This is a genomic window from Streptomyces sp. IBSBF 3136 (genome assembly GCF_036815105.1).
In the GTDB taxonomy this organism is placed as follows: domain Bacteria; phylum Actinomycetota; class Actinomycetes; order Streptomycetales; family Streptomycetaceae; genus Streptomyces.
In genome coordinates this window covers 1-24,953 of the sequence record NZ_JAJSZC010000093.1, presented here as the reverse complement: position 1 = coordinate 24,953, position 24,953 = coordinate 1, and the positions used below count along the sequence as shown (strand labels likewise).

22 protein-coding genes, 1 tRNA gene and 1 pseudogene are annotated in these 24,953 nt (G+C 72.2%); 10 read left to right on the top strand and 14 right to left on the bottom strand.

The annotated features are described in order from the left end of the window. Window positions 1-7: 7 nt before the first annotated feature. On the top strand, window positions 8-586 hold the full coding sequence (locus V7E45_RS20780; RefSeq protein WP_333775699.1) for a hypothetical protein: 579 nt from the start codon (window positions 8-10) through the stop codon (window positions 584-586). Here the strand turns inward: V7E45_RS20780 and V7E45_RS20775 are convergent. Further along, window positions 579-1,112, bottom strand: coding sequence for a DUF2165 domain-containing protein (locus V7E45_RS20775; protein ID WP_333775698.1), 534 nt, complete (start codon window positions 1,110-1,112; stop codon window positions 579-581). The genes V7E45_RS20780 and V7E45_RS20775 overlap by 8 nt on opposite strands. Window positions 1,113-1,368: 256 nt before the next feature. Here V7E45_RS20775 and V7E45_RS20770 point away from each other — a divergent pair, with 256 nt between their 5' ends. After that, entirely contained in the window at window positions 1,369-2,484 is a 1,116-nt protein-coding gene (locus V7E45_RS20770) for an ADP-ribosylglycohydrolase family protein (protein ID WP_333775697.1), read from the top strand. A gap of 6 nt (window positions 2,485-2,490) precedes the next feature. Here V7E45_RS20770 and V7E45_RS20765 read toward each other — a convergent pair whose 3' ends face one another. Together V7E45_RS20765 and V7E45_RS20760 are read right to left on the bottom strand one after the other, a co-directional pair. Then, complete coding sequence (locus V7E45_RS20765) at window positions 2,491-4,047, bottom strand: sodium:solute symporter family protein (RefSeq protein WP_333775696.1); 1,557 nt, start codon at window positions 4,045-4,047, stop codon at window positions 2,491-2,493. A 170-nt stretch (window positions 4,048-4,217) separates the two neighbouring features. Continuing rightward, complete coding sequence (locus tag V7E45_RS20760; protein ID WP_333775695.1) at window positions 4,218-5,003, bottom strand: SDR family oxidoreductase; 786 nt, start codon at window positions 5,001-5,003, stop codon at window positions 4,218-4,220. An 87-nt stretch (window positions 5,004-5,090) separates the two neighbouring features. On the opposite strand from V7E45_RS20760, the gene V7E45_RS20755 reads away from it, so the two are divergent. Continuing rightward, window positions 5,091-5,972: a hypothetical protein gene (locus tag V7E45_RS20755; protein WP_333775694.1), complete on the top strand. Its 882-nt coding sequence runs from the start codon at window positions 5,091-5,093 to the stop codon at window positions 5,970-5,972. A 31-nt stretch (window positions 5,973-6,003) separates the two neighbouring features. Here V7E45_RS20755 and V7E45_RS20750 read toward each other — a convergent pair whose 3' ends face one another. Beyond that, window positions 6,004-8,061, bottom strand: coding sequence for an MFS transporter (locus V7E45_RS20750; RefSeq protein ID WP_443056113.1), 2,058 nt, complete (start codon window positions 8,059-8,061; stop codon window positions 6,004-6,006). A 185-nt stretch (window positions 8,062-8,246) separates the two neighbouring features. Further along, window positions 8,247-10,787, bottom strand: a complete 2,541-nt coding sequence (locus V7E45_RS20745; protein ID WP_333775693.1) for a D-alanyl-D-alanine carboxypeptidase — start codon at window positions 10,785-10,787, stop codon at window positions 8,247-8,249. Between the two features lie 166 nt (window positions 10,788-10,953). Between V7E45_RS20745 and V7E45_RS20740 the strand changes: the two genes are divergently transcribed. From V7E45_RS20740 to V7E45_RS20730, 3 genes are all read left to right on the top strand, one after another. After that, entirely contained in the window at window positions 10,954-11,709 is a 756-nt protein-coding gene (locus tag V7E45_RS20740) for a GOLPH3/VPS74 family protein (protein ID WP_333775692.1), read from the top strand. 241 nt (window positions 11,710-11,950) lie between these two features. Continuing rightward, window positions 11,951-12,808, top strand: coding sequence for a helix-turn-helix domain-containing protein (locus V7E45_RS20735; RefSeq protein ID WP_333775691.1), 858 nt, complete (start codon window positions 11,951-11,953; stop codon window positions 12,806-12,808). A 189-nt stretch (window positions 12,809-12,997) separates the two neighbouring features. Beyond that, on the top strand, window positions 12,998-13,189 hold the full coding sequence (locus V7E45_RS20730) for a DUF397 domain-containing protein (RefSeq protein ID WP_333775690.1): 192 nt from the start codon (window positions 12,998-13,000) through the stop codon (window positions 13,187-13,189). 126 nt (window positions 13,190-13,315) lie between these two features. Here the strand turns inward: V7E45_RS20730 and V7E45_RS20725 are convergent, their stop codons facing one another. Next, window positions 13,316-13,822, bottom strand: coding sequence for a glutathione peroxidase (locus V7E45_RS20725; protein ID WP_333775689.1), 507 nt, complete (start codon window positions 13,820-13,822; stop codon window positions 13,316-13,318). Between the two features lie 31 nt (window positions 13,823-13,853). Then, a complete protein-coding gene (locus V7E45_RS20720; RefSeq protein WP_333775688.1) occupies window positions 13,854-14,714 on the bottom strand; it encodes a slipin family protein in 861 nt (286 codons plus the stop codon). A 652-nt stretch (window positions 14,715-15,366) separates the two neighbouring features. On the opposite strand from V7E45_RS20720, the gene V7E45_RS20715 reads away from it, so the two are divergent. Next, window positions 15,367-17,079 (top strand): molybdopterin-dependent oxidoreductase, encoded by a 1,713-nt coding sequence (locus V7E45_RS20715; RefSeq protein ID WP_443056114.1) that lies wholly within the window; start codon window positions 15,367-15,369, stop codon window positions 17,077-17,079. Window positions 17,080-17,235: 156 nt separating this feature from the next. After that, on the top strand, window positions 17,236-17,895 hold the full coding sequence (locus V7E45_RS20710) for a fasciclin domain-containing protein (RefSeq protein WP_333775686.1): 660 nt from the start codon (window positions 17,236-17,238) through the stop codon (window positions 17,893-17,895). Between the two features lie 157 nt (window positions 17,896-18,052). Here the strand turns inward: V7E45_RS20710 and V7E45_RS20705 are convergent, their stop codons facing one another. From V7E45_RS20705 to V7E45_RS20690, 4 genes are all read right to left on the bottom strand, one after another. After that, window positions 18,053-18,823 carry an anti-sigma factor gene (locus V7E45_RS20705; RefSeq protein WP_333775685.1) on the bottom strand — a complete coding sequence of 257 codons (771 nt, stop codon included), beginning with the start codon at window positions 18,821-18,823 and terminating at the stop codon, window positions 18,053-18,055. Continuing rightward, window positions 18,820-19,404, bottom strand: coding sequence for a sigma-70 family RNA polymerase sigma factor (locus V7E45_RS20700; RefSeq protein ID WP_333775684.1), 585 nt, complete (start codon window positions 19,402-19,404; stop codon window positions 18,820-18,822). Before V7E45_RS20700 ends, V7E45_RS20705 begins: the two co-directional genes overlap by 4 nt. A 140-nt stretch (window positions 19,405-19,544) precedes the next feature. After that, window positions 19,545-19,940 carry a GTP cyclohydrolase I gene (gene folE, locus V7E45_RS20695; protein WP_333775683.1) on the bottom strand — a complete coding sequence of 132 codons (396 nt, stop codon included), beginning with the start codon at window positions 19,938-19,940 and terminating at the stop codon, window positions 19,545-19,547. Between the two features lie 44 nt (window positions 19,941-19,984). Continuing rightward, window positions 19,985-21,559 (bottom strand): helix-turn-helix domain-containing protein, encoded by a 1,575-nt coding sequence (locus tag V7E45_RS20690; protein ID WP_333775682.1) that lies wholly within the window; start codon window positions 21,557-21,559, stop codon window positions 19,985-19,987. Window positions 21,560-21,733: 174 nt separating this feature from the next. On the opposite strand from V7E45_RS20690, the gene V7E45_RS20685 reads away from it, so the two are divergent. After that, window positions 21,734-22,357 (top strand): hypothetical protein, encoded by a 624-nt coding sequence (locus V7E45_RS20685; RefSeq protein WP_333775681.1) that lies wholly within the window; start codon window positions 21,734-21,736, stop codon window positions 22,355-22,357. 130 nt (window positions 22,358-22,487) lie between these two features. Then, window positions 22,488-22,949, top strand: coding sequence for a hypothetical protein (locus V7E45_RS20680; RefSeq protein WP_333775680.1), 462 nt, complete (start codon window positions 22,488-22,490; stop codon window positions 22,947-22,949). 579 nt (window positions 22,950-23,528) lie between these two features. Here the strand turns inward: V7E45_RS20680 and V7E45_RS20675 are convergent. From V7E45_RS20675 to V7E45_RS20665, 3 genes and pseudogenes are all read right to left on the bottom strand, one after another. After that, entirely contained in the window at window positions 23,529-24,065 is a 537-nt protein-coding gene (locus V7E45_RS20675) for a hypothetical protein (RefSeq protein ID WP_333775679.1), read from the bottom strand. 430 nt (window positions 24,066-24,495) lie between these two features. Beyond that, window positions 24,496-24,571: transfer RNA gene (locus V7E45_RS20670), tRNA-Arg, on the bottom strand. 59 nt (window positions 24,572-24,630) lie between these two features. Further along, window positions 24,631-24,855, bottom strand: a pseudogene (locus tag V7E45_RS20665) (IclR family transcriptional regulator domain-containing protein); the annotation flags it as partial. Window positions 24,856-24,953: the final 98 nt, after the last annotated feature.

The following is a 24,953-nucleotide window of genomic DNA, read 5'->3' as shown; positions in this document are numbered from 1 at the left end:
CGTACCCGTGCCTGCCCGACTGCTGCCCTCGTGGGCCTGGGTCTCCGGCCTGACGGTGGGGGCGACCGCTGCCGTCGTCGCCCTCGCCCTGCAGGCGGACCACGGGCCGCATCCCACGGCCGCGTCGGCCCGGCCCGGCCCGTCGGTGTCGGCGTCGCCGTCGCCCGGTGCGCACCGGCCCTCGACGGGCAAGCCGTCGGGGCCCCCGGCGCTGCCCGACGAGTCGGGCAGCGGCCGCCGGATCGTCTACTCCCTCGGCGAGAAGCGGGTGTGGCTGGTCGACGCGACCGGCAAGGCGTCGCGCACGTTCACGGTGTGGCGGGGCACGGTGAGCCCGCAGCCCGGCCGCTACTCGGTCACCCTGCGGACCCAGTCCCTCACGGGCTCGGACGGCGTCCAGATCGAGCACGTGATGTACATCACCAAAGTGGCCGGGGTGAACGTGGCCTTCTCCAACGCCCTCGACGGCGCCTCCCCGCCCCCGGCGAACGGCCAGAAGCTGGGAGGCATCCGCGTGCGCAAGGCGGACGGGGCCGCGCTGTGGGGCTTCGGTGACCTGAACACCAGGGTGACGGTGGTCAGGTAGCGTCGCGTTGCCCGTCCGGGAGCTGGTTGACGATCAGCGCCACCCCGCTGAGCAGGAACACCCGGGTCGCCGCGTCCAGTCCGTTCCAGGTCTTCGACTGCCACATGGCGAACCACTCCCCGCCGATGGCGATGAACCCGGCCCCGAACAGCAGGACCAGCATCAGCAGCCCGTACGTCGAGAAGCGCCGGGCCCGCGCGAAGTCACGCCGGGCCCAGAGCCAGGTCCCGAACACCAGGACGAGGGCCGCGGCCGTCTCCCACACGATGATGGCGACGTAGGCGGTGTCCTCCAGCGCGGTGCTGGTGACGGCCCGCCACATCAGGTCGTCGTCCCTGAACGTGGTGTCCATCGCGAGCACGTGCCGCACGAACTGCTGGTTGGTCCCGAAGTCGGTGATGTTCCCGAGCGCGACCAGGGCGATGTAGAGCCCCAGTATCCCGGTGAGCACACCGGCGGCCAACGGCAGCGCCGTACCGGAGGTGCGGCTGGTGGAGGTGGTGGCTGTGGTGGGGGTGGTGGTCATGGCTGGATTCTCCCCGCCGGGCCCCGCGTTCCGCCGTGCGCATTGCGCCAGAATCCCGCCGCCTTCACGCCGACTTCCCGGCCCGGACCCGGCGTGACCGGATCCGTCCGGCGCCCCGTGCGGACGGCCGGCCCCCACGGCGGTGGCCCGGGTGCGGGTATGACCCGGCAGGCCGGTTCGCCCGGTGAACCGGAGGACCCGGGTCGATTACAGTGCTGGGCGTCGTACGTACGGACGGTTGCGTGGGGAGGTCTGGGTGGACGCGACGTCCGGTCCCGTCTGGGGCCGTGCCGAGCAGCAGGACTTCCGCAGCCGGGTGCGCGGCACGCTGCTCGGCGCGGCCGTCGGGGACGCGCTCGGCGGGCCCGCCGATGCGCTCGCCCTGGACGAGATCCGCTCGGTCTACGGGCCGGAGGGGCTGCTCGACCTGGCTTTCGGGCACGGCCGGCGCGGCACGGTCACGCACCACACCCAGCTCACCCTGTTCTCGGTGGACGGGCTGATCCGCGCCCAGGTGCGCCGCGACACCGGCGCCTGGCACCCGCCGACCGATGTGCACCGCGCCTACCTGAGGTGGGCGGCCACCCAGCGCGACTGGGGACCCGACGAGCGCCGCAAGGACGACGGCTGGCTGGCGCGGGAGGAGTGGCTGTACGCCCGGCGCGAGCCGACCCGGGCGCTGCTCATCGGGCTCGGCGACGACACCATGGGCACCCCGGAGAGCCCGAAGAACCCCGGCGAGCTGGGCCCGGAGGCGGTCGCCCGGTCGGCTCCCTTCGGCCTCCTGGTCGGCTGGGAACCCCAACTCGTCATCCAGCTCGCGGTGGAGTGCGCCGCCCAGACCCACGGGCACCCCATCGCCTACCTCTCGGCGGGCGCGTACGCCGTCATCGTGCACGCCCTGGCCCGCGGCGACAGTCTGGACGGCGCCGTGCAGCGGGCCCTCGCCCTGCTCGCCGCCCGCCCGGGCCACCAGCCGGTCTCGGACGCCCTCCAGCACGCGCTCGGCGCGGTGCGCCAGGGCATGCCGGGCCCGGCCAGGGTGGAGGAGCTGGCCGGCGACGGCACCGCGGACGGGCTGCTCGCCGCGTCCGTGTACTGCGCCCTGGTCGGTGAGGACGTACGGCACGGCCTGTGCCTCGCGGTGAACCAGGGCGGCCCCTCGGCGGCCGCGGGCGCGCTGACCGGGGGCCTGCTCGGTGCCCTGCACGGCGAGACGGCCCTCCCGCCGGCCTGGCTGGCCGAACTGGAGGGCCGTCCCACGGTCCTCGAACTCGCCGACGACTTCGCGATGGAGATGACCCAGGGACCCGCGCTGCACGGTCCGGCCGGCTCCTCGCCGGGGTGGCTGGCCCGCTACCCGCGGGCGTGAGCCGCCCTACGGCGCCCCCACCACGCCGTCCCCGGCGGCCGCGGGCACCGGCACCGCCGCCGCGTCGCCGTCCGAGTTGACCCGCTCGATGATCGCCAGGCGCTCGGGGGTGTCCTCCGGCTTCAGGTGGCCGATCAGGACGTAGAGCACCAGGGAGACCGCCAGCGGGATCGACACCTGGTACTGGAGCGGGACCCCGCCGTCGACGCTCCAGCTGATCGGGTAGTTGACCAGCCAGAAGGCGAGCAGACCGGCCGCCCAGCTGGTGAGCGCCGCCGTCGGCCCGGAGCGGCGGAACGGGCGCAGCAGGCCCAGCATCATCGGGATGGCGATCGGGCCCATGAGACCGGCCACCCACTTGATGACGACCGTGATGATGTCCTTGAAGGCGGGGGAGTTGACCTGGGTCGCCACCGCCATCGACAGACCGAGGAAGACGACCGTGGTCACGCGGGCCGCGACCAGGCCCGAGCGCTCGCCCCACGCCCGCGCCCGCGCGGACAGCACCGGTGCCACGTCCCGGGTGAACACCGCGGCGATCGCGTTGGCGTCGGAGGAGCACATGGCCATCGTGTGCGAGAAGAAGCCGACGATCACCAGCCCCAGCAGGCCGTGCGGCAGCAGCTGCTCGGTCATCAGGGCGTAGGAGTCCGAGCCGTCCGGCTTCTGCGCGTGGACGAGGAGCGGCGACATCCACATGGGGAAGAAGAGGACCACCGGCCACACCAGCCACAGCACCGACGACAGCCGCGCCGAGCGCTCGGCCTCGTACGGGCTGCCCGTCGCCATGTAGCGCTGGGCCTGGTTCAGCATGCCGCCGTTGTACTCGAACAGCTTGATGAACAGGAACGCGAGGAGGAAGACCGTGCCGTAGGGGCCGACCAGGGGCTTGCCGTGGCCGTGCAGCGCGGGCTCGTCCCAGGCGCCGAGGAAGCCGATGTGCTTGTCGCTCAGCTTCAGCACGACCGCGACGAACATGGAGACACCGGCCAGCAACTGGATGACGAACTGGCCGAGTTCGGTGAGCGCGTCCGCCCACAGGCCGCCGATGGTGCAGTAGACGGCGGTGATCGCGCCCGTGATGAGGATGCCCTGGTTGAGCGACACACCGGTGAACACCGACAACAGGGTCGAGATCGCCGCCCACTTGGCGCCGACGTCCACGATCTTCAGCAGCATGCCCGACCAGGCGAGCGCCTGCTGCGTGGGCAGGTTGTAGCGGTTCTTCAGGTACTCCAGCGGGGAGGCCACATGGAGCCGGGACCGCAGCCGGTTGACGCGGGGCGCGAACAGCTTGGAGCCGATGGCGATGCCGAGCGCGATCGGGAAGGACCAGGTGATGAAGGAGGTGACGCCGTAGGTGTAGGCGATCCCCGCGTATCCGGTGAACATCACCGCGCTGTAGCCCGACATGTGGTGCGAGATGCCGGACAGCCACCAGGGCATCTTGCCGCCGGCCGTGAAGAAGTCGCTGACGTTGTCCACACGCTTGTGCGACCAGACGCCGATCGCGACCATCACTCCGAAGTAGCCGATCAGCACGGCCCAGTCGAGACCGTTCATGTGTCCCCTTCCAGGGTTCGCAGCCAGGGTCAGGCATGTGAACTCTGGTTTCGAACATGGACGCACGGCAAGGAAGCGTAGGGTCAAGAGCAGGTAAAGATGTTCGTTGTGGTGACCTAAGTTCATGCACATGAACGCCTGAGCGCCCCCTCCCGAGGCCCGTCGCCCTGTCAGCGCATCAGTTCACCCGCGTTGACCAGCAACGACTGGCCCGTGATGGACCGCGCCCGGTCCGACGCGAGGAACACCGCCGCGTCGGCCACGTCCCCGTCCGTCGCCGGCTCCGGCAGCGCCATCCGCTCCGTCAGCCGGCCCAGCACCTCCGCCTCGGACACCTTCTCGCTCTGCGCGGCGAACCGGACGTACGCCTGCACCGGCGGCCCCCACATCCAGCCGGGCAGCACCGTGTTCACCCGGATCCGGTACGGCCCCAGCTCCCGCGCCAGCGAGTACATCGCGCTGGTCAGCGCGCCCTTCGAGGCGGCGTACGCGGCCTGCTTCACCTGCGAGGGCGCCGCCACCGCCGACTGCGTCCCGATGAACACCACCGAACCGCCGGCCGCCTTCAATCCCGGCAGGCACGCCCGGGTCATCCGCAGCGTCCCCAGCAGGTTCACGTCGATGACCGACCGCCAGGTCGCGAAGTCCGCGTCCTCGACCCCGCCGAAGTAGGAGTCCCAGGCCGCCACGTGCACCACGGCGTGCAGCCCGCCGAAGCGCTCCCGGGCGAGTGCGGCCAGCGCCGCGCACTGCCCCTCGTCCGTGATGTCGGTCGCCCGGTACGCCGTGCGCGCGCCCCCCGGATCGATCCCGGACGCGCTCTTGGCCAGGTTCTCCTCGGTCCGCGCCCCCAGCACCGCGTTCCCGCCGTCCCGTACGACGGCGGCGGCGACCTGGTGGCCGAGTCCGGCCCCGACCCCCGAGACGACCACGGTCTTGCCCGCGAGCAGTGACATCGCGACCTCCAGCTGTCCTGGCTCTGGCGCATCATCTGACGGAGCGTCAGAGTATGGGCGAGCGCAGGAGGACGGAAGGGGAGCGCCATGACGGAGGAGACCGGCACCCGCAGCGAGACGTACGCCGAACTGGCCGCCGTGGGCCCGTACGGCGTCCACCCCGGCCACGCCCTGATCACCATGGTCGAGCCGCACCCCGGACACGAGTACGCCTACAACCGCTGGTACGAGGACGACCACTACTACGCCGGCGCCATGGCGATGCCCTGGATGTACGCCGGCCGCCGCTGGGTCGCCACTCGCGACCTCCAGCTCCTGCGCTACCCGGAGAAGTCGGCCGTCGCCCAGCCGGTCACCGCCGGCTGCTACCTCTCCACGTACTGGATCACCGACGGCCGCTACGACGACCACATGCGGTGGACCGTGGCCATCAACAAGCGCCTCAACCGCGACGCCCGCGTCCACCAGGCCCGCACCCACGTCTTCACGGCCTTCCAGGACCACGAGGCGACGGTCTACCGGGACGGCGCGGCCGGCCCCCGCGACTTCCACGCCCTGGACCATCCCTACGCGGGCCTGGTCATGCAGGTGATCGACGCCGAGTCGGCCGGGCAGCGGGCGGAGCTGGCGGAGTGGCTGCGCACCCGCCACCTGCCCCGCCGCCTCGCGGGCTCCCCGGCCGCCCTGGTGACCGTCTTCAGGCCCACGCCCCTGCCCGGCGACCGCATGACCTACGTCAAGCAGGTCGAGGGCGTCGACACCCGGCTGACTCTGCTGTGGTTCCTGGAGGCCGACCCGCGGGAATGCTGGGAGCGGCACTTCACGGGCCTGGACGAACAGGTGGCGCGGGCCGGTCTCGGCCGGGTGGAGCTGGTGGCGCCGTTCGTCCCGACGATCCCGGGCACGGACCGCTACGTCGCGGAACTCCGCGACCGACCGGAGCGGGCGGCGCGGCGGTCCGGCGCGTGACCGGGGACCGGGGGGCGCCGCCCCCGGAGGGTCACTTCAGCCCGTCGGGGCAAGGGGTCCCGCGGGGCAGCTGGTAGGGGGCCGCCAGGTGGTAGGTCCCGGCCCGCGGGGCGATCAGCATCGTCCACTTGTCGCCCTTCGCGTCCTCCGGAGTCTCCCGCAGGCACCCGTTGACGTTGTCGTACGTCTTCGGCATGCCGTCGGCCCGGTGCCTGGACTCCTCCGTCTCCTGCGGCGGCTTCAGGCTCTTGCCCCGGGCGTCGACGACGCTCAGCCACGGCGAGTACGGGATCTTGATCAGGATCCGTCCCGGCTTGCGCACCTCCAGGGTCATCTCGCCCTGCTCGGCCCGGTCCACCACCGCGTTCGGCTCGGCGAGCGGCGCCGGGTCGGTCACCTTGAACAGCTGCCAGTTGGCGTCGCCCCAGATCTGCCTCAGGTACGGCATCCCGCGCTGGAGCAGCGCGCGCTCGCGCACCCCGCCGTCCCCGTCCGGGTTGTCCTTCGGCAGCACGACGAAGTGCACCGCCCAGCGCTGCAGCCACTCGTGGTAGTTCGCCGAGTTGAGCGTGTCGTCGTAGAAGAGCGGGTTGCGCTCCATGTCGGCCTGCCGGTTCCAGCCGCGGGCCAGGTTGACGTAGGGCGCGAGCGCCGAGGCCTCGCGGTGCGAGCGGGCCGGGACCACCTCGACCCGGCCCTTCTCGGCGCCGACGTTCTGGAGCTGGTTGACCAGCGGGGCCAGCTCACGGGCCCAGGAGGCGGCCGGGGTCGTGTGGATGATGTCGTCGACCGTCTTGAAACCTATCCAGCCGAGCAGCCCCAGGCACGCCAGCACGGTCGCGTACCACTTGCGCGAGCGCGGCACCGTGAACGGCAGCGCGGCGACCAGCGTCGCACCCGCGAACAGCATCGGCAGCCGCGAGATGTTCGAGCCGATCTGCGAGCTGATCAGCCACACCAGGACGACGCCGAGGCTGTAGACGGCGGACGTCAGCCGCACCGTCCGCCACTCCCTGGGCACCAGGAACAGGCACAGCAGGCCGTACAGCAGGGGCAGTATCACCGAGCCGATCGTCATCGGCTGGGTGCCGGAGAACGGGAACAGCAGCGCCGAGACGGCGACCACAGCCGTGGGAGCCAGCCCCAGCGCCCAGGCGCCCGGCCGCCGCTTCTGCAGGAACAGCGCGGCTGCGACCAGGCCCACGAACAGCCCCGCGACCGGCGAGGCCATCGTGGCGAGCGCGGCCAGCGGGGCTGCGACCAGCGCCTTCGCCCAGCGTTTGTACCGCCACCGGTAGGGCCAGCAGAAGACGGCCGCCACCGCGCCGAGCGCGAACAGGGTGCCGAGCCCGAAGGTCACCCGGCCCGACACCGCGTTGCAGATCAGCGCGAAGACCCCGGCGAGCGAGGCCCACAGCGGATTGCGCACCGCCCGGCTGCGGATCAGGATCAGGGTCAGCAGGGCCACCGAGCCGGTACCGGCGATCATCATCGTCGTTCGGACGCCGAGGACCGACATCAGGTACGGCGACACCACGCTGTACGAGACCGGGTGCATACCGCCGTACCAGGCGAGGTTGTACGCCGAGTCCGGGTGCCGCCCGACGAACTCCGCCCAGGCGTCCTGCGCCGCGAGATCGCCACCTGAGTTCGCGAACGTGAAGAACCAGATGATGTGCAGGGCGCCCGCGAGGATGGTGAAGGACAGCACGGGGTGCAGCAGGAACCGCTGCCGCAGGGGCTCAGCGGCGGCGAGGAGGCGGCCGAGCATGCCGGGGGGTGTCCCGGTGGGGTGGTCCGCGCGGCTGCCGGCGTGGTCCTCCGCCCGGCTCTGCGCGTGGTCGTCCGTCCGTCGCTGCCCGGGGCCGTCCGCACGGCCGTCCCGGTGGTCGCGCCCGTGGTCGCTCGCACGGTCGGTCACGTGGTCGCTCGTGCGGTCGCCGGCGTGGTCGTTCGCGTGACGGTCCGCGCGGCCCGCCGGACGGTCCTCGTGACGACCGTCCGTGTCAGCTGCGGACAGGCGTATTCGCGGGCCCGACCCCGGGTCCGGGTCGGCGTCGTCGGCGCGTGTCGGCTCGGTTGTGGCCACCTGAAGGCACTCCCCGTGTCCCGTCTTCTGTTCTCGGCCGTGTCCCTCGGTGTTCCCGGCCGCTTCCCGTCCAGTTCGCGGCCTCGTCCCGTGACCGGCGAGCTGCCCCGTTTCGTGACGCTAGCACGCACCCCGCCGCGGGGCTCCGTCGGCGGGGTGCGGTACTGCTGGAGAGGGACCCGGGGTCAGCCGAGGCGGGTCAGCTTGTCCGTGAAGCCGGGTTCGGTCAGATCCTTCCGCAGGGCCACCGGCACCTTCACCGCACCGGCCGAGCCGTCACCCACGGTGAGCGTGCCCACCTTGGTGCCGGCCTTCGCCGTGTGCGGCACGACGTCGGCGGCGAAGGACAGCCGCACCTTCAGCCCGGCCCAGCCGGCCGCGGTCACGTCCTTGGTGGCCACGACCGGGGTACGGCCGCCGAGCCCGTCGTCGACGTACCCGACGACATCGCCCTTCTTCAGGATCGTCGCCGACTTCAGCGCGCCCTGCCCGGCCCGGACGAGCTTGTCGCCCGCCTCCAGGACCCCGCTGATGATGGTGTTGTCGGAGCCACCCGCGGGCTGGCGCATGGCGGCACCGATGATGGTGCGCGTCTCGCCGCCGACCTGCTGCTTCGCCGCGAAGACCAGGTTGCCCAGGGCGGAGGTGGTGGTGCCGGTCTTGATGCCTACGACGTTGTTGTAGCCGACCAGCCGGTTGTAATTGTTGTGCTTGACGCCCTTGTAGTCGACGTACGACATCATCGCCGCGACCTCGCGGAAGGCGGGCTTCTCCATCGCCTTCTTGGCCAGCTTGACCTGGTCCACGGCCGTGCTGACCGTCGAGTCCGTCAGGCCCGAGGGGTCGGTGTACGTGGTGTTGGTCATGCCGAGGCCCTTGGCGGCGGCGTTCATCCTGGTCACGAACGCCTTCTCCGACCCCGCGTCCCAGCGGGCCAGGAGCCGGGCCACGTTGTTGGCGGAGGGCAGGAGAATGGCCTCCAGGGCCTCACGCTCGGAGATCCGGTCGCCGGCCTTGACGGGCACGGTGGACTCCTGGCCCGCGTCCGACTGCTCCTCGGCGGGCTTGTCGATCGTGATCTTGGGGCCGGCCTCGCCGCTCTTGAGCGGGTGGTCCCGCAGGACGAGGTACGCGGTCATCACCTTGGCGAGGCTGGCGATCGGTACGGGCTTCTGGGTCCCGGAGGAGCCGAAGGAGCCGATGCCCTGGACGTCCAGCGCGGCCTGCCCCTGGGACGGCCAGGGGATGTCGGCCTTGCTGCCGGCGAAGGTGTAGCTGTCCTTCACGGTGAGTCCGAGGGTGGGCTGCGGGAGCGGCCGGAACTGCTGCACCACCGCAAGGACGATCACCAGGAGGATGACCAGCGGGGTCCAGATCTTGACCCGGCGCACGATCGTGCGGACCGGGGTCTCCGGCGGCGGGGGCGTGTTCGTCAGCTCGGCCAGCAGGTCCAGCGGCGGCTTGGGCGGGAGCGGCTGCTGCGTGGTGCGCTCCGGGCCCACCTGCGGCACGACGGTCGTCACGTCGGGCTTCAGCGCGACGAACTTGCTGGTGCGCTCGGCTTCGGGCTCGGCGGGCCTGGGCTTGGAGCCGAGCTTCAGCATGGTCGTCGGCTGGTCGACCTCGGGCTTCTTCGGACGCAGGGCCTTGAAGGCGGTGGTCGGCTGGTCGACGACCTTCGCCTGCGGCGCCTTCGAAGTGCCGTCCCCGTCCTTGGCGGACTCCTTGGCGGACTCCTTGGCGGACTCGGGCGCGGTCCTGGCCTCGGGCTTCGGCTCGGTCTCGGCCTTGGGGTCGGACTCGGGCTCGGGCTTCGCGTCCTCGGGGGCCGACTGGGACGCGGGCTTCGGCTTCGCGTCCTCGGGCGCGGACTGGGCCTCGGGCTCCGGCTTCGCGTCCTCGGGCGCCGGGGAGGGCTCGGGCTTCGCGTCCTCAGGCGCATCGGCTTCCGCGTCCGCCTCGTCGTCCTGGTCCTCGCTCGCGCTCGCGGCCGCGGTCACGTCCGAGTCGTCGTCCGACTCGCTGTCGTCGTCGGAGCCGGTCACCGGGTCCGTCTCGGCGTTCGCGTTCGCGTCGGTTTCGCTGTCGTCGGTGTCGGCTTCGCCGTGCGCGTCGGCGTCGGCGTCGGCGTCCGCGTCCGTGGCGTCGGCCGACTCGCTCCCGGCCTTCGCCACCGCCTCCTTCGCGGGCTCGCCGTCCGCCACGTCGTCCACGTCCTCGGCGTCCGCCGACTCGCCCGAATCCACGGCCTCTTCGGACTTCTTCGGCGTCTTTGCACTCGCGTCGGACCCGGAGCCCGGCTTCTTCGCGTCGCCGGCCGAGCGGACCCACGCCGAGACGGCCTCGCGGAGGTCCGCGTCCTCGTCCTTGGCGGCGGCCTCGGGCTCGGTGGACTTCGCGGACGCGGCGGCCGGCTTCGAGGACTCCCCGGACTCCGGGGCCTCGGCGGGCTCGGCGGAGTCCGAAGCCCCGGCGGACGCCGAGGACTCAGCGGGCTCCGAGTCCTCGGCCGCGGCCTTCACGTCCCGGACCGAGAGAACCTTCGTCGCGGTGTCCGTCCTGCCGCTCGAGGAATCCTTTTCGCGGGACACCGTGAGCCGCGGATCGCGAGCCCCGGGAACCGAACCCGCGCTCCCCGACGTCGGTTCCGCCGACGACTCCTGCTGCTTCGACCTGTCGGGGGACTCGCCCGCCACCGATGCCTCCTCCATGCGCCGCACGCGCATGCGCGCGCCCTGTCCGAACCATGTACCAGTGTCCTGTGTGGGAGCCTGGCCCCTGCGGTAGACGAGAACGACATACCTACCGGTTCCCTCACGAACCGGTCACGCACCCTCGACAGACCAATGTGAGAGGGGTCACCCTGTCATTCATCCACGCGGGGAGGCATGGATGGGCAGGAGCCGCAGAACAATTCCGGAAGAGCTTCTGTTGCTCGCACTGGACCCGGCCACGGGTACCACTGCGCAGCCGCAGTCGCTCGACCTCGGTCTGGCCGGAGCACAGCTAGTGGAGCTGGCGCTGGCCGGACGGATAGCCCCAGACGGGGATCGTATCGCCGTGGTGGTGCCACGGCCGACAGGAGATCCGACTCTGGACTGCGCGTTGGAGTTGCTGCGAAGGCGCGGCGCTCCGGTACGTGCCGTCCACTGGATCGGCGGGCCACGACTGGGGCTTCGCCAGACGTACCTGTCGCATCTGGAGCGGTGCGGCATGGTCGCCGCCGTACCGGGTCAGATGTGCGGGGTGTTGCCGACGACGCGGTACCAGGCGACCGAGACCGCCATCAGCAAGGAGATCCGTTCCCGGCTGGACACCGCGATCCGTACCGGCGTGCCGCCGGACCCGCGGACCGCGGCGCTCGCCGCCCTGGCGCACGCCGTCGGGCTCGGCAAGCACCTGTATCCGGGGAACGAGGGCCGCTCCTCACGTTCCCGGCTGCGGGACTTGATCCGGCACGACCCCATGGGCGGGCTTGTCGCGCACGCCGTGATGGACGTGCAGAACGGCGCGGCGGCCCAGCCACGCCGCGGTCCGGCCGCGGCAGGACGCCCGGCGGGGCCCGGAGCGAGGCCCACCGCCGAGCCCGCGCGCGGCGTTCCGATGCAGCCGCGCCACGGGTCCATGGCACGCGCCGTGGCCCACTGAGCCGCACCCCAGTCCCCGAAGTCCGTTACGGGAGCCGCTGGTCCGGGCGGGGTGGTGAGACCTTCGTGGTCCCACCGCCCCGCCCGGTCGCGTCCGGGTTACGCGCATCCGTGCCCGAACTGACGCGTACGCGCCGCATATCCACTGTTTGCCAGCGGTAGAAAGCACCTTGGTGGCAATCTGCTCAGCAGCAGATACGGAAAGTGCCAGGTACAGGCAGTCAGCCGGAGGTGCGCGTCACGTGGCGTCCAATGTCAATCCCACCGTCAGGCGACGCCGCCTGGGCCAGGAGCTGCGCAGGCTCCGTGAGCTGAAGGGCATGACCGCCGAAGAGGTGGCGGAGCGGCTGCTCGTGTCGCAGTCGAAGATCAGCCGGCTGGAGAACGGCCGCAGGAGCATCAGTCAGCGCGACGTGCGCGACCTGTGCGGGGTGTACGAGGTCGAGGACCAGCGGATCGTCGACTCGCTGATGGAGATGGCCCGGGACTCGCGGCAGCAGGGCTGGTGGCACACGTTCGGGGACATCCCGTACAGCGTGTACATCGGTCTGGAGACGGACGCCGAGTCGCTGCGGGTGTACGAACCCCAGCTGGTGACGGGTCTGCTGCAGACCCGTGCCTACGCGGAGGCCCTGGTGCAGGGCGCCTTGCCGGAGACCTCGACGGCGGAGATCGAGAAGCGCGTCCAGGTGCGTATGCGCCGACAGGAACGTATCACCGCCGAGGCCAACCCCCTGCGGCTGTGGGTGGTGCTCGACGAGGCGGCGTTGCGCCGGGTCGTGGGCAGCAAACTCGTGATGCGCGAGCAGTTGGAGCACCTCATCGAGATGTCCCACCTGCCGCACGTCACCGTGCAGGTGCTGCCCTTCGAGGTGGGCGCCCACCCGGGGCTCAACGGCCAGTACGCGATCCTGGAGTTCACCGACGCGGCCGACTCCAGCGTGGTCTATCTGGAGGGCGTCACCAGCGACCTCTACCTCGAGAAGGCGCTGGACGTGCAGAAGTACGCCGTGATGTACGAACATCTGAGGGCACAGTCCCTCAATGTGGAGCAATCCCGGCAATGTATCTCGGACGTAGCCAAAACCTACGCCGATTGAGCTTGCTCCAAAGGAAGTGCCGGATCGTACACGGTGGTCCACTCAAGCGGAAGGCTCACTTGGAATATGCCATCCGCTTGAGTGAACGACTACTCCGGCGGGGGCGGTTGCCCGGTAGCGTCGATCACGCCAATCGATCGACAAGGTTGGCGTGAACCGCACCACCAGCAACTCGCAACAGGAGTGGACATGGCACTGATTCAGGGCGCTTCGGAGACGTGGATGAAGTCTTCTTATTCCGCGGGCAACGGCGCCTGCGTCGAGGTCAAGTCGCCCACCACCGCGGAACTCGCCGTTCGCGACTCCAAGGTCCACGAGGGTCCCGTCCTGGCCTTCCCCGCCGACGCGTGGAACGCCTTCGTGACCTCGGTCAAGGCGTAGGGGGCCTTTGCCGCCTCTCGCCGGTAGACACGCACGACGACAACTGCACAAGCATCACCCCGGAGCCCTCTCGACCAGTCGCCGTCCTTGCCGAGAGGGCTCGGGCATGCCTCGCCCCAACAGGCCCTAGGCCAGCTGCGCCTCGATCGCCGCGACGACCTCGGCGGACTCCGGCTCGGTCTGCGGCGAGAAGCGCGCGACGACCTGCCCGTCCCGGCCGATCAGGAACTTCTCGAAGTTCCAGCGGATGTCCCCGCTGTGGCCCTCGGCGTCGGCGAAGCCCACCAGGCGCTCGTACAGCGGGTGCCGGCCCTCCCCGTTCACCTCGACCTTCTCGGTCAGCGGGAAGGACACCCCGTACGTCGCCGAGCAGAACTCGGCGATCTCCTCGGCGGTGCCGGGCTCCTGCCCGAGGAACTGGTTGCAGGGCACGCCGAGCACGGTGAAGCCCTGCTCGGCGTACCGCTCCTGCAGCCGCTCCAGGCCGGTGTACTGCGGGGTCAGGCCGCACTTGGAGGCGACGTTCACGATGAGCACGGTCTTGCCGGCGTAGTCCGGCAGCCCGGCGGAGCCGCCCCGCAGGGCGCCGATCTCGACGTCCAGCGCGGAGCCGTTGTGGTCAGTAGTGGTCATGAGCGGATGCTAGCCCGGCCCGCTCGCGCGGCTACGGCTGGTCGGCACTCTCCTGGGCCCGCTGGGTCTGCTGGGCCTCCGGGGACCGCTGAGTCGGCTGCAACGGCACACTCTTGGTGAGGTCGGCGCCGATGTGCTGCGCGGCCCGGTCGAAGTACCGCAGCAGCTCGACCGGGAACGGCATCACGAGCGTCGAGTTCTTCTCGGCCGCGACCTCCACGACGGTCTGCAGCAGACGCAGCTGCATCGCCTCGGGGGTGTCGGACATGATCCGCGAGGCGTTGGCGAGCTGCTGCGCTGCCTGGAACTCACCGTCGGCGGTGATGACCCGGGCCCGCCGCTCCCGCTCGGCCTCCGCCTGCCGCGACATCGAGCGCTTCAGCGACTCGGGCAGCTGTACGTCCTTGATCTCGACGCGGTCGATGTGGACGCCCCACGCGGCGGCCGGGCTGTCGATCATCAGGGCCAGCCCCTCGTGCAGCCGCTCCCGGTCGGTCAGCAGGTCGTCCAGGTCGCTCTTGCCGATGATCGAGCGCAGCGAGGACTGAGCCACCTGCCCGACGGCGAAGACGTAGTCCTGCACCTCGATGGCGGCCCGCAGCGGGTCGGTCACCCGGAAGTAGACCACCGCGTCGACCTTCACCGACACGTTGTCCTTGGTGATGCCCTCCTGCGTGGGCACCGGCATGGTCGCGACCTGCACGTTCACCTTGCGCATCCGGTCGGCGAACGGGATGAGGAAGGTGATCCCGGGCTGCCGGTGGCTCGGCAGGGCCTTGCCCCACCGGAACACCACCCCGCGCTCCACCTGGTTGACGACCCGCATGCCGCTCTTCAGCACGAGCAGCAGGAACACGGCCACGACCACCACTGCGACGACGGTGCCTTGCATGGCACTCCATTCTCCGACGCGACTGACGCCTCGTCCCGACCTGCTGGTCCGGACACCGGGGAGGACACCACGGCGGGACGCGCCGGATGCGGCTGCCGCGTCAGGGAAACGTAAAGAAACAGACGGGACAGCGGTCCGCGAGGGCGGCCGGCCGCCGGCGGACGCGCGAGGCGAAAACGTAATACGCAGCCGGGACCGGGGCCGGATTGGTCCCGGCCCGCTTTTCACCTGATCAGGGCAACTCACCCATCCGGCCCGGCCGCGGCACCGGATTCCCCGCGTGACGGACGAGGAGAAGGACCCGCAGGCACGGCGGCGGCGGCCGCCGCGAGCCGCGCTCGGCGCGCTGAGCGGGCTGCTGGCCGCGTTCGGCGCGCTCGCCGCGGCGGAGCTGGCGGCGGCCGCCGTCCGCCCCCAGGCCGGGCCGATCGTCGCCGTGGGCGGTGCGGCGATCGACCGTGCCCCGGCCGCCGTGAAGGACTGGGCGGTCCGCCACTTCGGGACCGGCGACAAACTGGCGCTCCAGGTGGGCATCCTGGCCGTCCTGGCCGTGACGGCGGTGGCGCTCGGCGCGCTGGCGGCACGGCTCGGGCGCCCGGCCGCCCGTGTCCTCGTCCTCGGGACCTTCGGCCTCTTCGGGACCGTCGGAGCGGTGACGGCGACCGGCCGGCCCGACTCCACCGGCTACGCCGACGCCCTGCCCTCGGCCGTCGCCGCCCTGTCCGGCGCGCTCCTCCTGCAAGCCCTGCTGACCCACCTGCGCCCGACCGGGGACGAGGCTGGGCCCGCGCCCGGACAGCGGGGCGTTCCCGGGTCAGCGGCCGGACCCGGGGGCGAGCCCACACCTGCGACCGGCCCGCAGGAGCAGCCTGGGCCTGCGGCCGGCTCCCGGGACGTTCCCGGTGCCGCCACCGGCCCGCTGGGGCAGCCTGGGCCTGCGTCCGGGGCTCGGGACGCGTGCGGGTCTGGGGCCGGTTTTCGGGCCGAGCCCGGGCTTGTGAACGGCCCGCAGGACCGACTTGAGCCTGCGGCCGGCTCCCGGGACGTTCCCGGCCTCGCCGCCGGCCCGCACGCCCGACCTGGCCCCGCGGCCGGATTTGGGGCCGAGCCCGGGCTTGTGACCGGACCGCAGGACCGACCTGAGCCGGTGGCGGGCCCCCGGGACGTTCCCGGCCTCGCCGCCGGCCCGCACGCCCGACCTGGACCCCCGGCCGGCTCCAGGGACGACGCCGGACCCGCGACCGGGTACCAGGGCAAGGGCGAGGCGTCCGGCGGCTTCGACCGGAGGGGCTTCGTCCGGACGGCCGTGGCCGCCGCCGCGGCCTCGACCGCCGCCGGGGTCGTGGGCCGGTCGCTGAACGGTTCGAGCGGCGGGGACGCGGTCGCCTCCCGGCGCCGGCTCACCCTCCCCACCCCCGGATCACCGGCACGCCCCGTACCCGCCCGGGCCGGACTGCGCGTCCCCGGAATCAGCCCCTTCATCACCCCGAACGCCGACTTCTACCGCGTCGACACCGCCCTGGTCGTGCCCAAGGTCGACGCGACCGCCTGGCGTCTGCGCATCCACGGCAAGGGGCTGCGCCGGCCGGTCGTCCATTCCTTCGGCGACCTGCTGCGCCGGGAGCTGATCGAGCGGGACATCACCCTCACCTGTGTCTCCAACGAGGTCGGCGGCCCCTACGTGGGCAACGCCCGCTGGATCGGCGTACGGCTCGCCGACCTGCTGGCCGAGGCAGGCGTGCGTCCGCCGTCGCGAGGCGGCCCGGCCGACCAGTTGGTGGCCCGCTCGGTCGACGGCATGACCCTCGGCACACCGGTCGAGGACGTCATGGACGGCCGGGACGCGATGCTGGCCGTGGGCATGAACGGCGAGCCGCTGCCCTTCGCGCACGGCTTTCCGGTCCGCATGCTGGTGCCCGGCCTCTACGGCTACGTCTCCGCCTGCAAGTGGATCGAGGACATCGAGCTCACCACCTTCGACACCTACGACCCCTACTGGGTCCAGCGGGGCTGGGCACGCCGGGCCCCGGTCAGGACCCAGTCCCGGATCGACACCCCGAAGCCGTTCGCCCGGCCGACGTCGGGCGCGGTCATGGTCGCCGGAGTCGCCTGGGCCCAGCACCGCGGCATCGACAAGGTCGAGGTACGCGTCGACGACGGGCCCTGGCAGGAGGCCCGGCTGGCAGCCGAGGACACCCGCGACACCTGGCGGCAGTGGTCCTTCGCCTGGCAGGCCACCAAGGGCCCGCACACCCTCACGGTGCGCGCGACCGACCGCACGGGCCGGGTCCAGACCGGGCGCCGCACGCGCACGATCCCCGACGGCGCGAGCGGCCGGCACTCGGTGGTGATCACCGTCGAATGACCGGACCCAGCACCCCCCGCCTTCGGCCCAACCACCGGGCCCCGCCCGCGAACAGCCACCGACCAACAGCCACCGACTCCCCTTGCCCGCACCACGCAGGACCGCGGCGACTCGCCGCGCGCACGCACGCACCACCCGAACCGACAGGAGAATTCGATGAACACCCGTACCCGCCGTCTGGCCGTCACCCTCGCCGCCGCCGCGGTGCTCCCCCTGGCCCTGAGCGCCTGTTCCGACTCCAAGGGCGGTGACTCCGGCAAGGCGGACTCGTCGAGCCCGGCGTCGGCCTCGCGCGGCGGTGGCGACATGGACGGCTCGGCCGGCGACACCGCCGCCATGGACCAGCCGTTCGGCACCGCCTGCGCCGCCGTCCCGGAGAACGGCGCCGGCTCCTTCGACGGCATGGCCAAGGACCCGGTCGCCACGGCCGCGTCGCACAACCCCGCACTGTCCACGCTCGTGGCGGCGGTGAAGAAGGCCGGCCTGGTCGACACGCTCAACAACGCCCAGGACATCACGGTGTTCGCCCCCACCGACGACGCCTTCAGGAAGATCCCGAAGGCCACCCTGGACAAGGTCCTCGCCGACAAGGCCGCACTGACGAAGATCCTCACCTACCACGTCGTGGGCAAGAAGCTGTCGCCGAAGGACCTGGAGCACGGCTCCTTCGCCACGTTGGAGAAGTCGAAGCTGACCACCGCCGGCTCGGGCCGGTCCTACACCGTCGACGACTCCGCGAAGGTCGTATGCGGGAACGTCAAGACGGCCAACGCCACCGTGTACATCGTCGACACCGTGCTGATGCCGAAGAACTGACACGACGAAGGGGCCCGGGGGGGGGGCGCGGCGGGGGGGGGGGGGGGGGGGGGGGGGGGGGGGGGGGGGGGGGGGGGGGNCCCCCCCCCCCCCCCCCCCCCCCCCCCCCCCCCCCCCCCCCCCCCCCCCCCCCCCCCCCCCGGGCCCCTTCGTGTGTTCAGCTCACGCGTGAGGGACGGGAGGGGACGGACAGTACGCCGAGCGGCTTGGTGGTCGGCTGCCGTGACCCGCCGGCGGGCTCCACGGTGACACCGACCCCGGAGGCACCGTCCACCCGCCCCCGCATCAGCACCGTCTGCCCCGACTCACCGGTGCTCAGCAGGCCGGCCGGGCGCATCCTGCCGCCGTCCGCGAACCACAACTGGTAGACCTTGCCGTCCGGCGGGGCCGCCATGCCCGAGGCCACGAACACGGCCCGGTCCCGGCCCGCGGAGACCACCAGCGTGCCCGTGCCACCCGCCATCCGTGCCGACCTCGTCGCCGCGTCCGGCGCGCCCAGCACCCCGGCCACCTCGTCGGCGTGCCGCTCCGCGAGCGCCGCCCGCTGCCGGGCGTCCTGGGCGCGTTCGTACTGCCACACGGCCGTGCCCCCGAACACCGCCGCCGCGGCCACGCAGGCGGCCAGCGCCCACCGGGCCAGGCCACGGCCGCGCGGCACGCGGCGCCCGGCCTGCGCCGGGGCCGCCTTGCCCGGGGGCACCTGGCGGACCTCGGTGACGCGGCGCAGCACCTGCCCGCGCAGCGCGGCGCGGACGGGTTCGGAGGCGGCCGAGGCGAGCCGGGCGGCCGTCGCGGTGAACTCCGCCACCTCCACCGCGCACGACTCGCAGCCGGTCAGATGGTGTTCGAAGTCGGCGCGCTCGTCGTCGGGCAGCGCGTGCAGCGCGTAGGCACCCGTCAGCAGGTGCGGATCGGCCGTCGTGCTCACGCGGTCACCCCCAGGCAGTCCCGCAGCCGGATGAGCCCGTCCCGCAGCCGGGTCTTCACCGTGCCCAGCGGCAGCGCGAGCGCCTCCGCGACCTGCCGGTAGGTCAGACCGCGGTAGTACGCGAGCGTGACCGACTGCCGTTGCAGCTCGGTGAGGGTCCGCAGACAGCGCCGTACCTGCTCCTGCTCCAGCCGGATCTCGACCTGCTCCGTCACCTGGTCGTACTCGGGGGTACGGGCCAACAGCGCGGCCTTGCTGTCGCGGGCGGCGGCGGCTTCCACCGACCGGACCCGGTCCACCGCCCGCCGGTGGGCGAGGGTCAGGATCCAGTTGATCGCCGTACCGCGGTCGGACCGGTAGCGCGGCGCGGTGCGCCACACCTCCACCAGGACGTCCTGAGCCACCTCCTCCGACTGCGCCTGGTCGCGCAGCACCGCCCGGACCACGCCGAGCACCGGGCCGGCCACGGCGTCGTACACCGCGGCGAACGCCTCCTGGTCGCCGAGGGCCACCTCGCGCACCAGTTGTTGCAGGTCCGGCTTGGACGCCGGGTTCGTGCCGATGTAGACGGCTTCCTTCACCAGAGATCTCCCCAGGGTGCGACGGACGTTACGTCCCCGCGTAATCCGGGGCCCGAAGGCCCGCGGATTGGTCGCGCCGCGGGATTTCCCGGCCGGTCAGGACCGCCGGCACCCCGGTCCGCACCGAGTCGGGTCCGTGGTCATGAGGCTGCCCCCGTCAGGGCGAGGAACTCGCCGCGCGAGCGGGCGTCGGAGCGCGGCAGACCGAGCAGGGTGGAGGTCAGGGTGCCGGCTCCGGCGGCCTGGACACCGCGCAGGGTCATGCAGGCGTGCTCGGCCTCGACGACCACACCGACGCCCTTGGGCTCCAGCTGGGTCTGCAGCCAGTCGGCGACCTGCTCGGTCAGGCGTTCCTGCACCTGGGGGCGGCAGGCGAAGCGCTCGACCACCCGGGCCGGCTTCGACAGCCCCAGGATGCGGGCGCCCGGCAGGTAGCCGACGTGGGCGGTGCCGACGATCGGCAGCAGATGGTGCTCGCACACGGTCCGCACCGGGATGCGGCGGGGAAGGACCAGTTCGTCGGTCGTCCTCGGCACCGCCGTGCCGCGGCTGGGGCGGTCCGTGGGCCGGTATGCGCGCGTCAGGCGTCGGCGGGCACCCACTGACGCACACCCTGGCCGTTCGTGCCGTACCAGTAGCGGGGCAGTCCCTTGATGCTGCTGGTGCGGAACGGGCGGCCGTGGTCGTCCACGCGGACCGTGCCGGAGCGGCCCTGGGAGGACCAGTCGAGCTCCAGGTACCAGGCGCAGTCGTACGCCTCGGTCGTCGCGGTGACCAGCAGCACCTCCGGGTCCTCGGCGGAGACGCGGTAGGGGAACCGCACCGCGGGCAGGGGCTTCCCGGCGTCGTTGCCGGGGCGCGCGTGGGCGATCGGCCGGTCGACGTCCAGGTTCACCGAGAAGTCGCGGGGCGTCAGGTCGCCGCCGCAGCCCTGCTCCATGTCGTAGGCGGTGCCGGCGACCGGCGTGCCGCGGCTGACGACACGGACCCGGAGCGCCGTGAGGACCACGGCCGTGGACGACTTCCCCTGCACCGAGACCTGCACCATCGTCTGGTGCCCGTGCACCGCCCCCTGTGTCGCCGCCCACCTCCCCGCGTCCTGCTGCACCGGCGGCGGGGGCACCTGCGCCGGTTCCTTCCGGATGACGTAGTCGTGCCCGCAACCGCCCTGCCAGACCTGCGAGTCGGCACTCCAGGCGAGCGGCACACCGGTCGGCGCGGGGGCGTCGCTCCTTCCGCCCGCCGACGGTCCGCCCTTCGGCCCGGTGCTCCCCGGAGCCCGTACTCCGACGGAGGGCGAGGCCGACGCCGAGGAACGGCTGGGGGAGGGCCCGTTGGTCGCGGCGGCCGAGGGGTGGTGCGACGCACCGGCCGCCGCCGTACGGGACCGGCCGGGGGCCTTGGCCGCGCCGCCGTGGGGCCGCTCGGCGGGCAGCGCCGCCAGACTGCCCAGCGTCACCAGCAGCACGGCCGCCGCGGCGGCGCCGGCGACGGTACGGCGACGGCGGTACCAGGGCCGCCCGGTCGGGCGGCCCGCGTCCCGCGGGACCGTCGGCTCGGGACCGCCGGCGTTGTCGGCGTTGTCGGCGGCGGCCGCCGTCCGGCCGCCGGGACCGGAAGACGGGCCGGCCGCAGTGGGCTTCAGTGACGGACCTGCCGTGGCCGGCTCTGCCGCTTCACCGGAACTGGTCGGCTGTGACGGACCGTTGGCCATGGCCTGCGCGGCCGCCGCATCGATGTGCGTCGGCTTCAACTCCTCGTCGGTGGACGCCTGCGCGGCCGCCGCATCGATGTGCGTCGGCTCCGACGGCTCGTCGGTCGTCGCCGGCTCCTGGACCCGCTCGTCCGGCTTCGGCCGCTGGCGTGCGGTCAGCGCGAGCAGCCACAGGCGGTGCAGTTCGAGCCGTTCCTCCGGGGGCGCCCCGCAGAAGGCGGCCATGCGTTCCACGGGGGCGTAGTCCTGCGGAACCGCCTCGCCCGCGCAGTAGCGGTGCAGCGTGGAGGTGTTCATGTTGAGGCGCCGGGCCAGTGAGCCGTAGCTCCGGTCCGTGCGGTCCTTCAGCCGGCGCAGCAGCGCCGCGAACTGCTCGACATCGTCCCCGGTCGACACCGTGCCCCCGTCCTGCCGCGTGTCCCCGTATCCCAGGCGGTCCATATACCTGCACGTCAGATGGGCTGGGATGGTTCCACCTCCGGCGGACGGCCGTCAGGCGTTGCGCCGGACGCCGGTCGGACGCGACGCTCTTGGTGTCGCACCGACCAGGACAGGGCCGACCAGCCGGCGGCGGGTGACGACCCACACTCACGCACTCATCCACGGGGGACATCCATGCCCAAGCGCACCCGAGCAGGCACGCTCCTCGCACTCGCCGTCACGGGCCTCACCCTCGGCGCGACGCTCGCCACCCCGGCGGACGCCGCGGCCGGAACGCCCGGCTTCCTCGCGGCGGCCGATCTGCCACCGCACCCGAGCTCGCCCTGGACGGCCGGCAAGGTCACCGCCGGCGTACCGGAAGCGGTGGAACAGGACCGCTGCCTGAGCATGGCGCTGGGCGGCGACGGCTCGGGCACGTGGTACCGGGAGTTCCGTACCGACCTGGACACGAGCGCCCGTCAGGTCAGCGTGCGGTCGTCCACGACGGCCGCGGCGAAGGGACGCCTCTCGCGGCTGAACAAGGACATCAAGTCCTGTGCGGCACGCGTCGAGAAGGCCGACCCGGACACCGAGGCCGAGGTGAGGGACTACGGCACGCTGCGCGTCGAGGAGGGCGCCCACGTGTACGGCCTGCACACGGTGACCTCCTGGGGTGCCTCCGACATCCGGTTGCTCTCCGTCGGCCGCGACGGCAGGACCGTCACGGTCGTCGACTGGGGGCAGCTCGGCGGCTTCCGGGACGCGCCGGTGAAGGCGTTCAGGAAGACGACCGTCACGGCCGTGAACAAGCTCCACTGACCGCATGACCGGGGCCGCTCTCCGTCACGGGGGTGGGGAGAGCGGCCCGTGGACCACCGACACCGCCGCTCGGCGCGACCGAACACGACCCGACACCACTCCGACACGACTCCGAAAACGGGGAACACACATGAACAGCAAGACCCGCACCGTCCTGACCGCCGGCGTCCTCGCCGTCGCCCTGGGCCTGGGCGCCACCGCCCAGGCCTCCGCCGGCGCCCCGCGCAGCGTCAGCGGCAAGACGAACGACAACATCACGCGCATCGCCGACTTCTACGGCACCTACATCGACGCGGTGTTCGACGAGGACAGCGGCAAGCTCGGCAAGGCCCTGCGCAACCACTACCTGACCCCGGCGTTCCAGAAGGAACTGGCGGCCTGGGAGGACCGGGAGCACGCCGACGGCGTCCTGCGCGCCCAGAACGTCCCGCTCGCCTGGAAGGTCACCGACAACGGCACCGCCCGCAACCACACGGAGGCCATCGTCACCCTGACCTGGAGCCGCGGTTCGACGACCAAGCTGGTCGTCGACATGACCCGCGACACCCACCGGATCTACCACATCGGCGAGAAGAGCACGGGCCACAAGTAGTCACCCCGGTCCGGAAGCCGAAGGGCCACCCACGGATCTCCTCGGGATCTCCGTGGGTGGCCCTTCACCGACGTGGCCCTGGCGTGATCCGGACTCCCTGGCCGATCTGGTGCCACATCAGCGCGCGTCGGGCATGAGCACGGGGCCGACACACCAGGAAAAGGGATCCGCACCGTTCCTCCGAGTCGTTCGAGCCGATCGAGCGCTTCGGTCTGCACGGTGTACGTCGCCTCGCAGCGGTAGCCGAGGAACGTCCGTTCCGCGCCGAGCCGTTGAACTCCGACTGGAGGGCGAGGCGTGACCCGGAGACGTCGGAATCGGGTATCCCGTGCTCGCGCAGCGGGGCCCGCAGCCGGACAACCGCCGACCCGGCAGGATTCGAACCTGCGACACCCGCTTCAAGGAGTTCGGTCTCTCCCCGGCACCGCTGCGGAGCCGCCCGGCCTGATGGTCGCCTGACAGAAACCGCAGTCACCGTCGAAGGCGAGCGTGGGCGCGTCGGGGCTGACGGCTGCCGAAAGATCGATGCGCACTGGCTGTCCTTCTGTGCGGGGGGTCGGGGCAGGTGCGAAGGAACGGTCAGGCGCGTGCGAGCCAGAGTTCGAGCACGGCTTCCCGCTCGCGTGAGCGGAGGACCTTGGTCGGCCGGGTCTGTTCCCACCACTCGGCCATGACGGCGGGCGTGGCGGTGCCCTGGGTGAAGTGGCTGATCAACCGGCGTGAGAGAGCGACTTCGCGTGGGGAGTAGGCGACGGCGGCGCTGGAGTAGACCGGCGTCCGGTAGGTGCCGTCGGACGCGATGACGGAGACGGTCATCTCGGTAGGGCTGCTCGGCACCCAGGCGTCCAGAGCTGCTGCGACGAAGCTCGCGGCGTGGGTCGCCCAGCGTTGCGGAGCAGAGCGGGTCGGGACTTCGGTGATCTCCAGGCCTACGAGGTCGGCCCACGTCCACTTCCGCGGGTGCGGACCGGTGACTTGGGGCCCCGCTGCCGTCAGCACCAGGTTGGGGGCCGGTGCCGTCGCCGGGGCTCCCAGGTAGACGCCGTCCGCCGAGACCCAGAACAGTCCCACGGTGGCACCGTCCTCGGCGGGGTGGAGGGGCGGGATTTCTTCCATGTTCTGTCGGTCTCCTTGGTCGACCCGGTGAACCTGGGAGCCTGCCCGGCGCCGGGCGTCGATGCGCCGCTTCCAGCCAAAGACACAGGGAAGGTCAATTCCGGCCAAATAGGGACGTGCCTGAGGCGGTTCCGGTTGGGCCGGAGGCGCATTCCCCTGCGGTGTACGCCGGAGGGGGTTGGCCGAAAATATGCGCTCAGGAGCCGACTCGCTGATCAAGATCCTGCGCCGGCACCAAGAAGCGCAGGAGCGAGAGCGGATCGCGGCCGACGCGGACCGGGAGGGCGAGGGGTACCTCATCGCCTCGCCGACTGGCGGGCCACTGAGCCCGAACTCTGCGGAGGCGTTCCGACCGTCTGTGACCGACCCTGTTGATGTCAGAAGTAGATGTCAAAGGCCCCGGACCATGATCGGTCCGGGGCCTTTGCGCTGGTGCCCCCGGCAGGATTCGAACCTGCGACACCCGCTTTAGGAGAGCGGTGCTCTATCCCCTGAGCTACGAAGGCGCTGCACTCGGTCCACAGGGTACCGGATCGGGCTGGGGCGTGTGTGGGGTGATCTCCGGTCAGGCCGGGACACGTGGGCGAAGGGACGCTGTGTGCGGGTCCGTCTCGATGTGGCCGGCGGTCGTGCGGAGGGCGGGGAGGAGGTCCTGGACGCAGTCGGCCTGGGTGCGGCGGGCCGCGTGGGTGGCCTCGTTCAGGGCGGCGACCGTCGGGCCGGACCGGTCCCGTAGCGGTACGGCGATGGCGCGCGGGCCCGACTCCAGCTCCTTGTCGATCAGGGCGTAGCCCCGGGCGCGTTACGGCGTCCGGGAACGCCTGCGGTGAACCCGCCGCCCAACCCGCCGCCCCGCCCCACCCCCCCCACCCCCCCCCCCCCCCCCCC

Coding starts and splice junctions, on each gene's coding strand:
- V7E45_RS20725 (WP_333775689.1), bottom strand. CDS start 13,822: ATGACCACTACTGACCACAACGGCTCCGCGCTGGACGTCGAGATCGGC.
- V7E45_RS20755 (WP_333775694.1), top strand. CDS start 5,091: ATGACGGAGGAGACCGGCACCCGCAGCGAGACGTACGCCGAACTGGCC.
- V7E45_RS20760 (WP_333775695.1), bottom strand. CDS start 5,003: ATGTCACTGCTCGCGGGCAAGACCGTGGTCGTCTCGGGGGTCGGGGCC.
- V7E45_RS20765 (WP_333775696.1), bottom strand. CDS start 4,047: ATGAACGGTCTCGACTGGGCCGTGCTGATCGGCTACTTCGGAGTGATG.
- V7E45_RS20675 (WP_333775679.1), bottom strand. CDS start 24,065: ATGGAAGAAATCCCGCCCCTCCACCCCGCCGAGGACGGTGCCACCGTG.
- V7E45_RS20685 (WP_333775681.1), top strand. CDS start 21,734: ATGCCCAAGCGCACCCGAGCAGGCACGCTCCTCGCACTCGCCGTCACG.
- V7E45_RS20690 (WP_333775682.1), bottom strand. CDS start 21,559: ATGGACCGCCTGGGATACGGGGACACGCGGCAGGACGGGGGCACGGTG.
- V7E45_RS20730 (WP_333775690.1), top strand. CDS start 12,998: ATGGCACTGATTCAGGGCGCTTCGGAGACGTGGATGAAGTCTTCTTAT.
- V7E45_RS20745 (WP_333775693.1), bottom strand. CDS start 10,787: ATGCGCGTGCGGCGCATGGAGGAGGCATCGGTGGCGGGCGAGTCCCCC.
- V7E45_RS20775 (WP_333775698.1), bottom strand. CDS start 1,112: ATGACCACCACCCCCACCACAGCCACCACCTCCACCAGCCGCACCTCC.
- V7E45_RS20740 (WP_333775692.1), top strand. CDS start 10,954: ATGGGCAGGAGCCGCAGAACAATTCCGGAAGAGCTTCTGTTGCTCGCA.
- V7E45_RS20720 (WP_333775688.1), bottom strand. CDS start 14,714: ATGCAAGGCACCGTCGTCGCAGTGGTGGTCGTGGCCGTGTTCCTGCTG.
- V7E45_RS20710 (WP_333775686.1), top strand. CDS start 17,236: ATGAACACCCGTACCCGCCGTCTGGCCGTCACCCTCGCCGCCGCCGCG.
- V7E45_RS20680 (WP_333775680.1), top strand. CDS start 22,488: ATGAACAGCAAGACCCGCACCGTCCTGACCGCCGGCGTCCTCGCCGTC.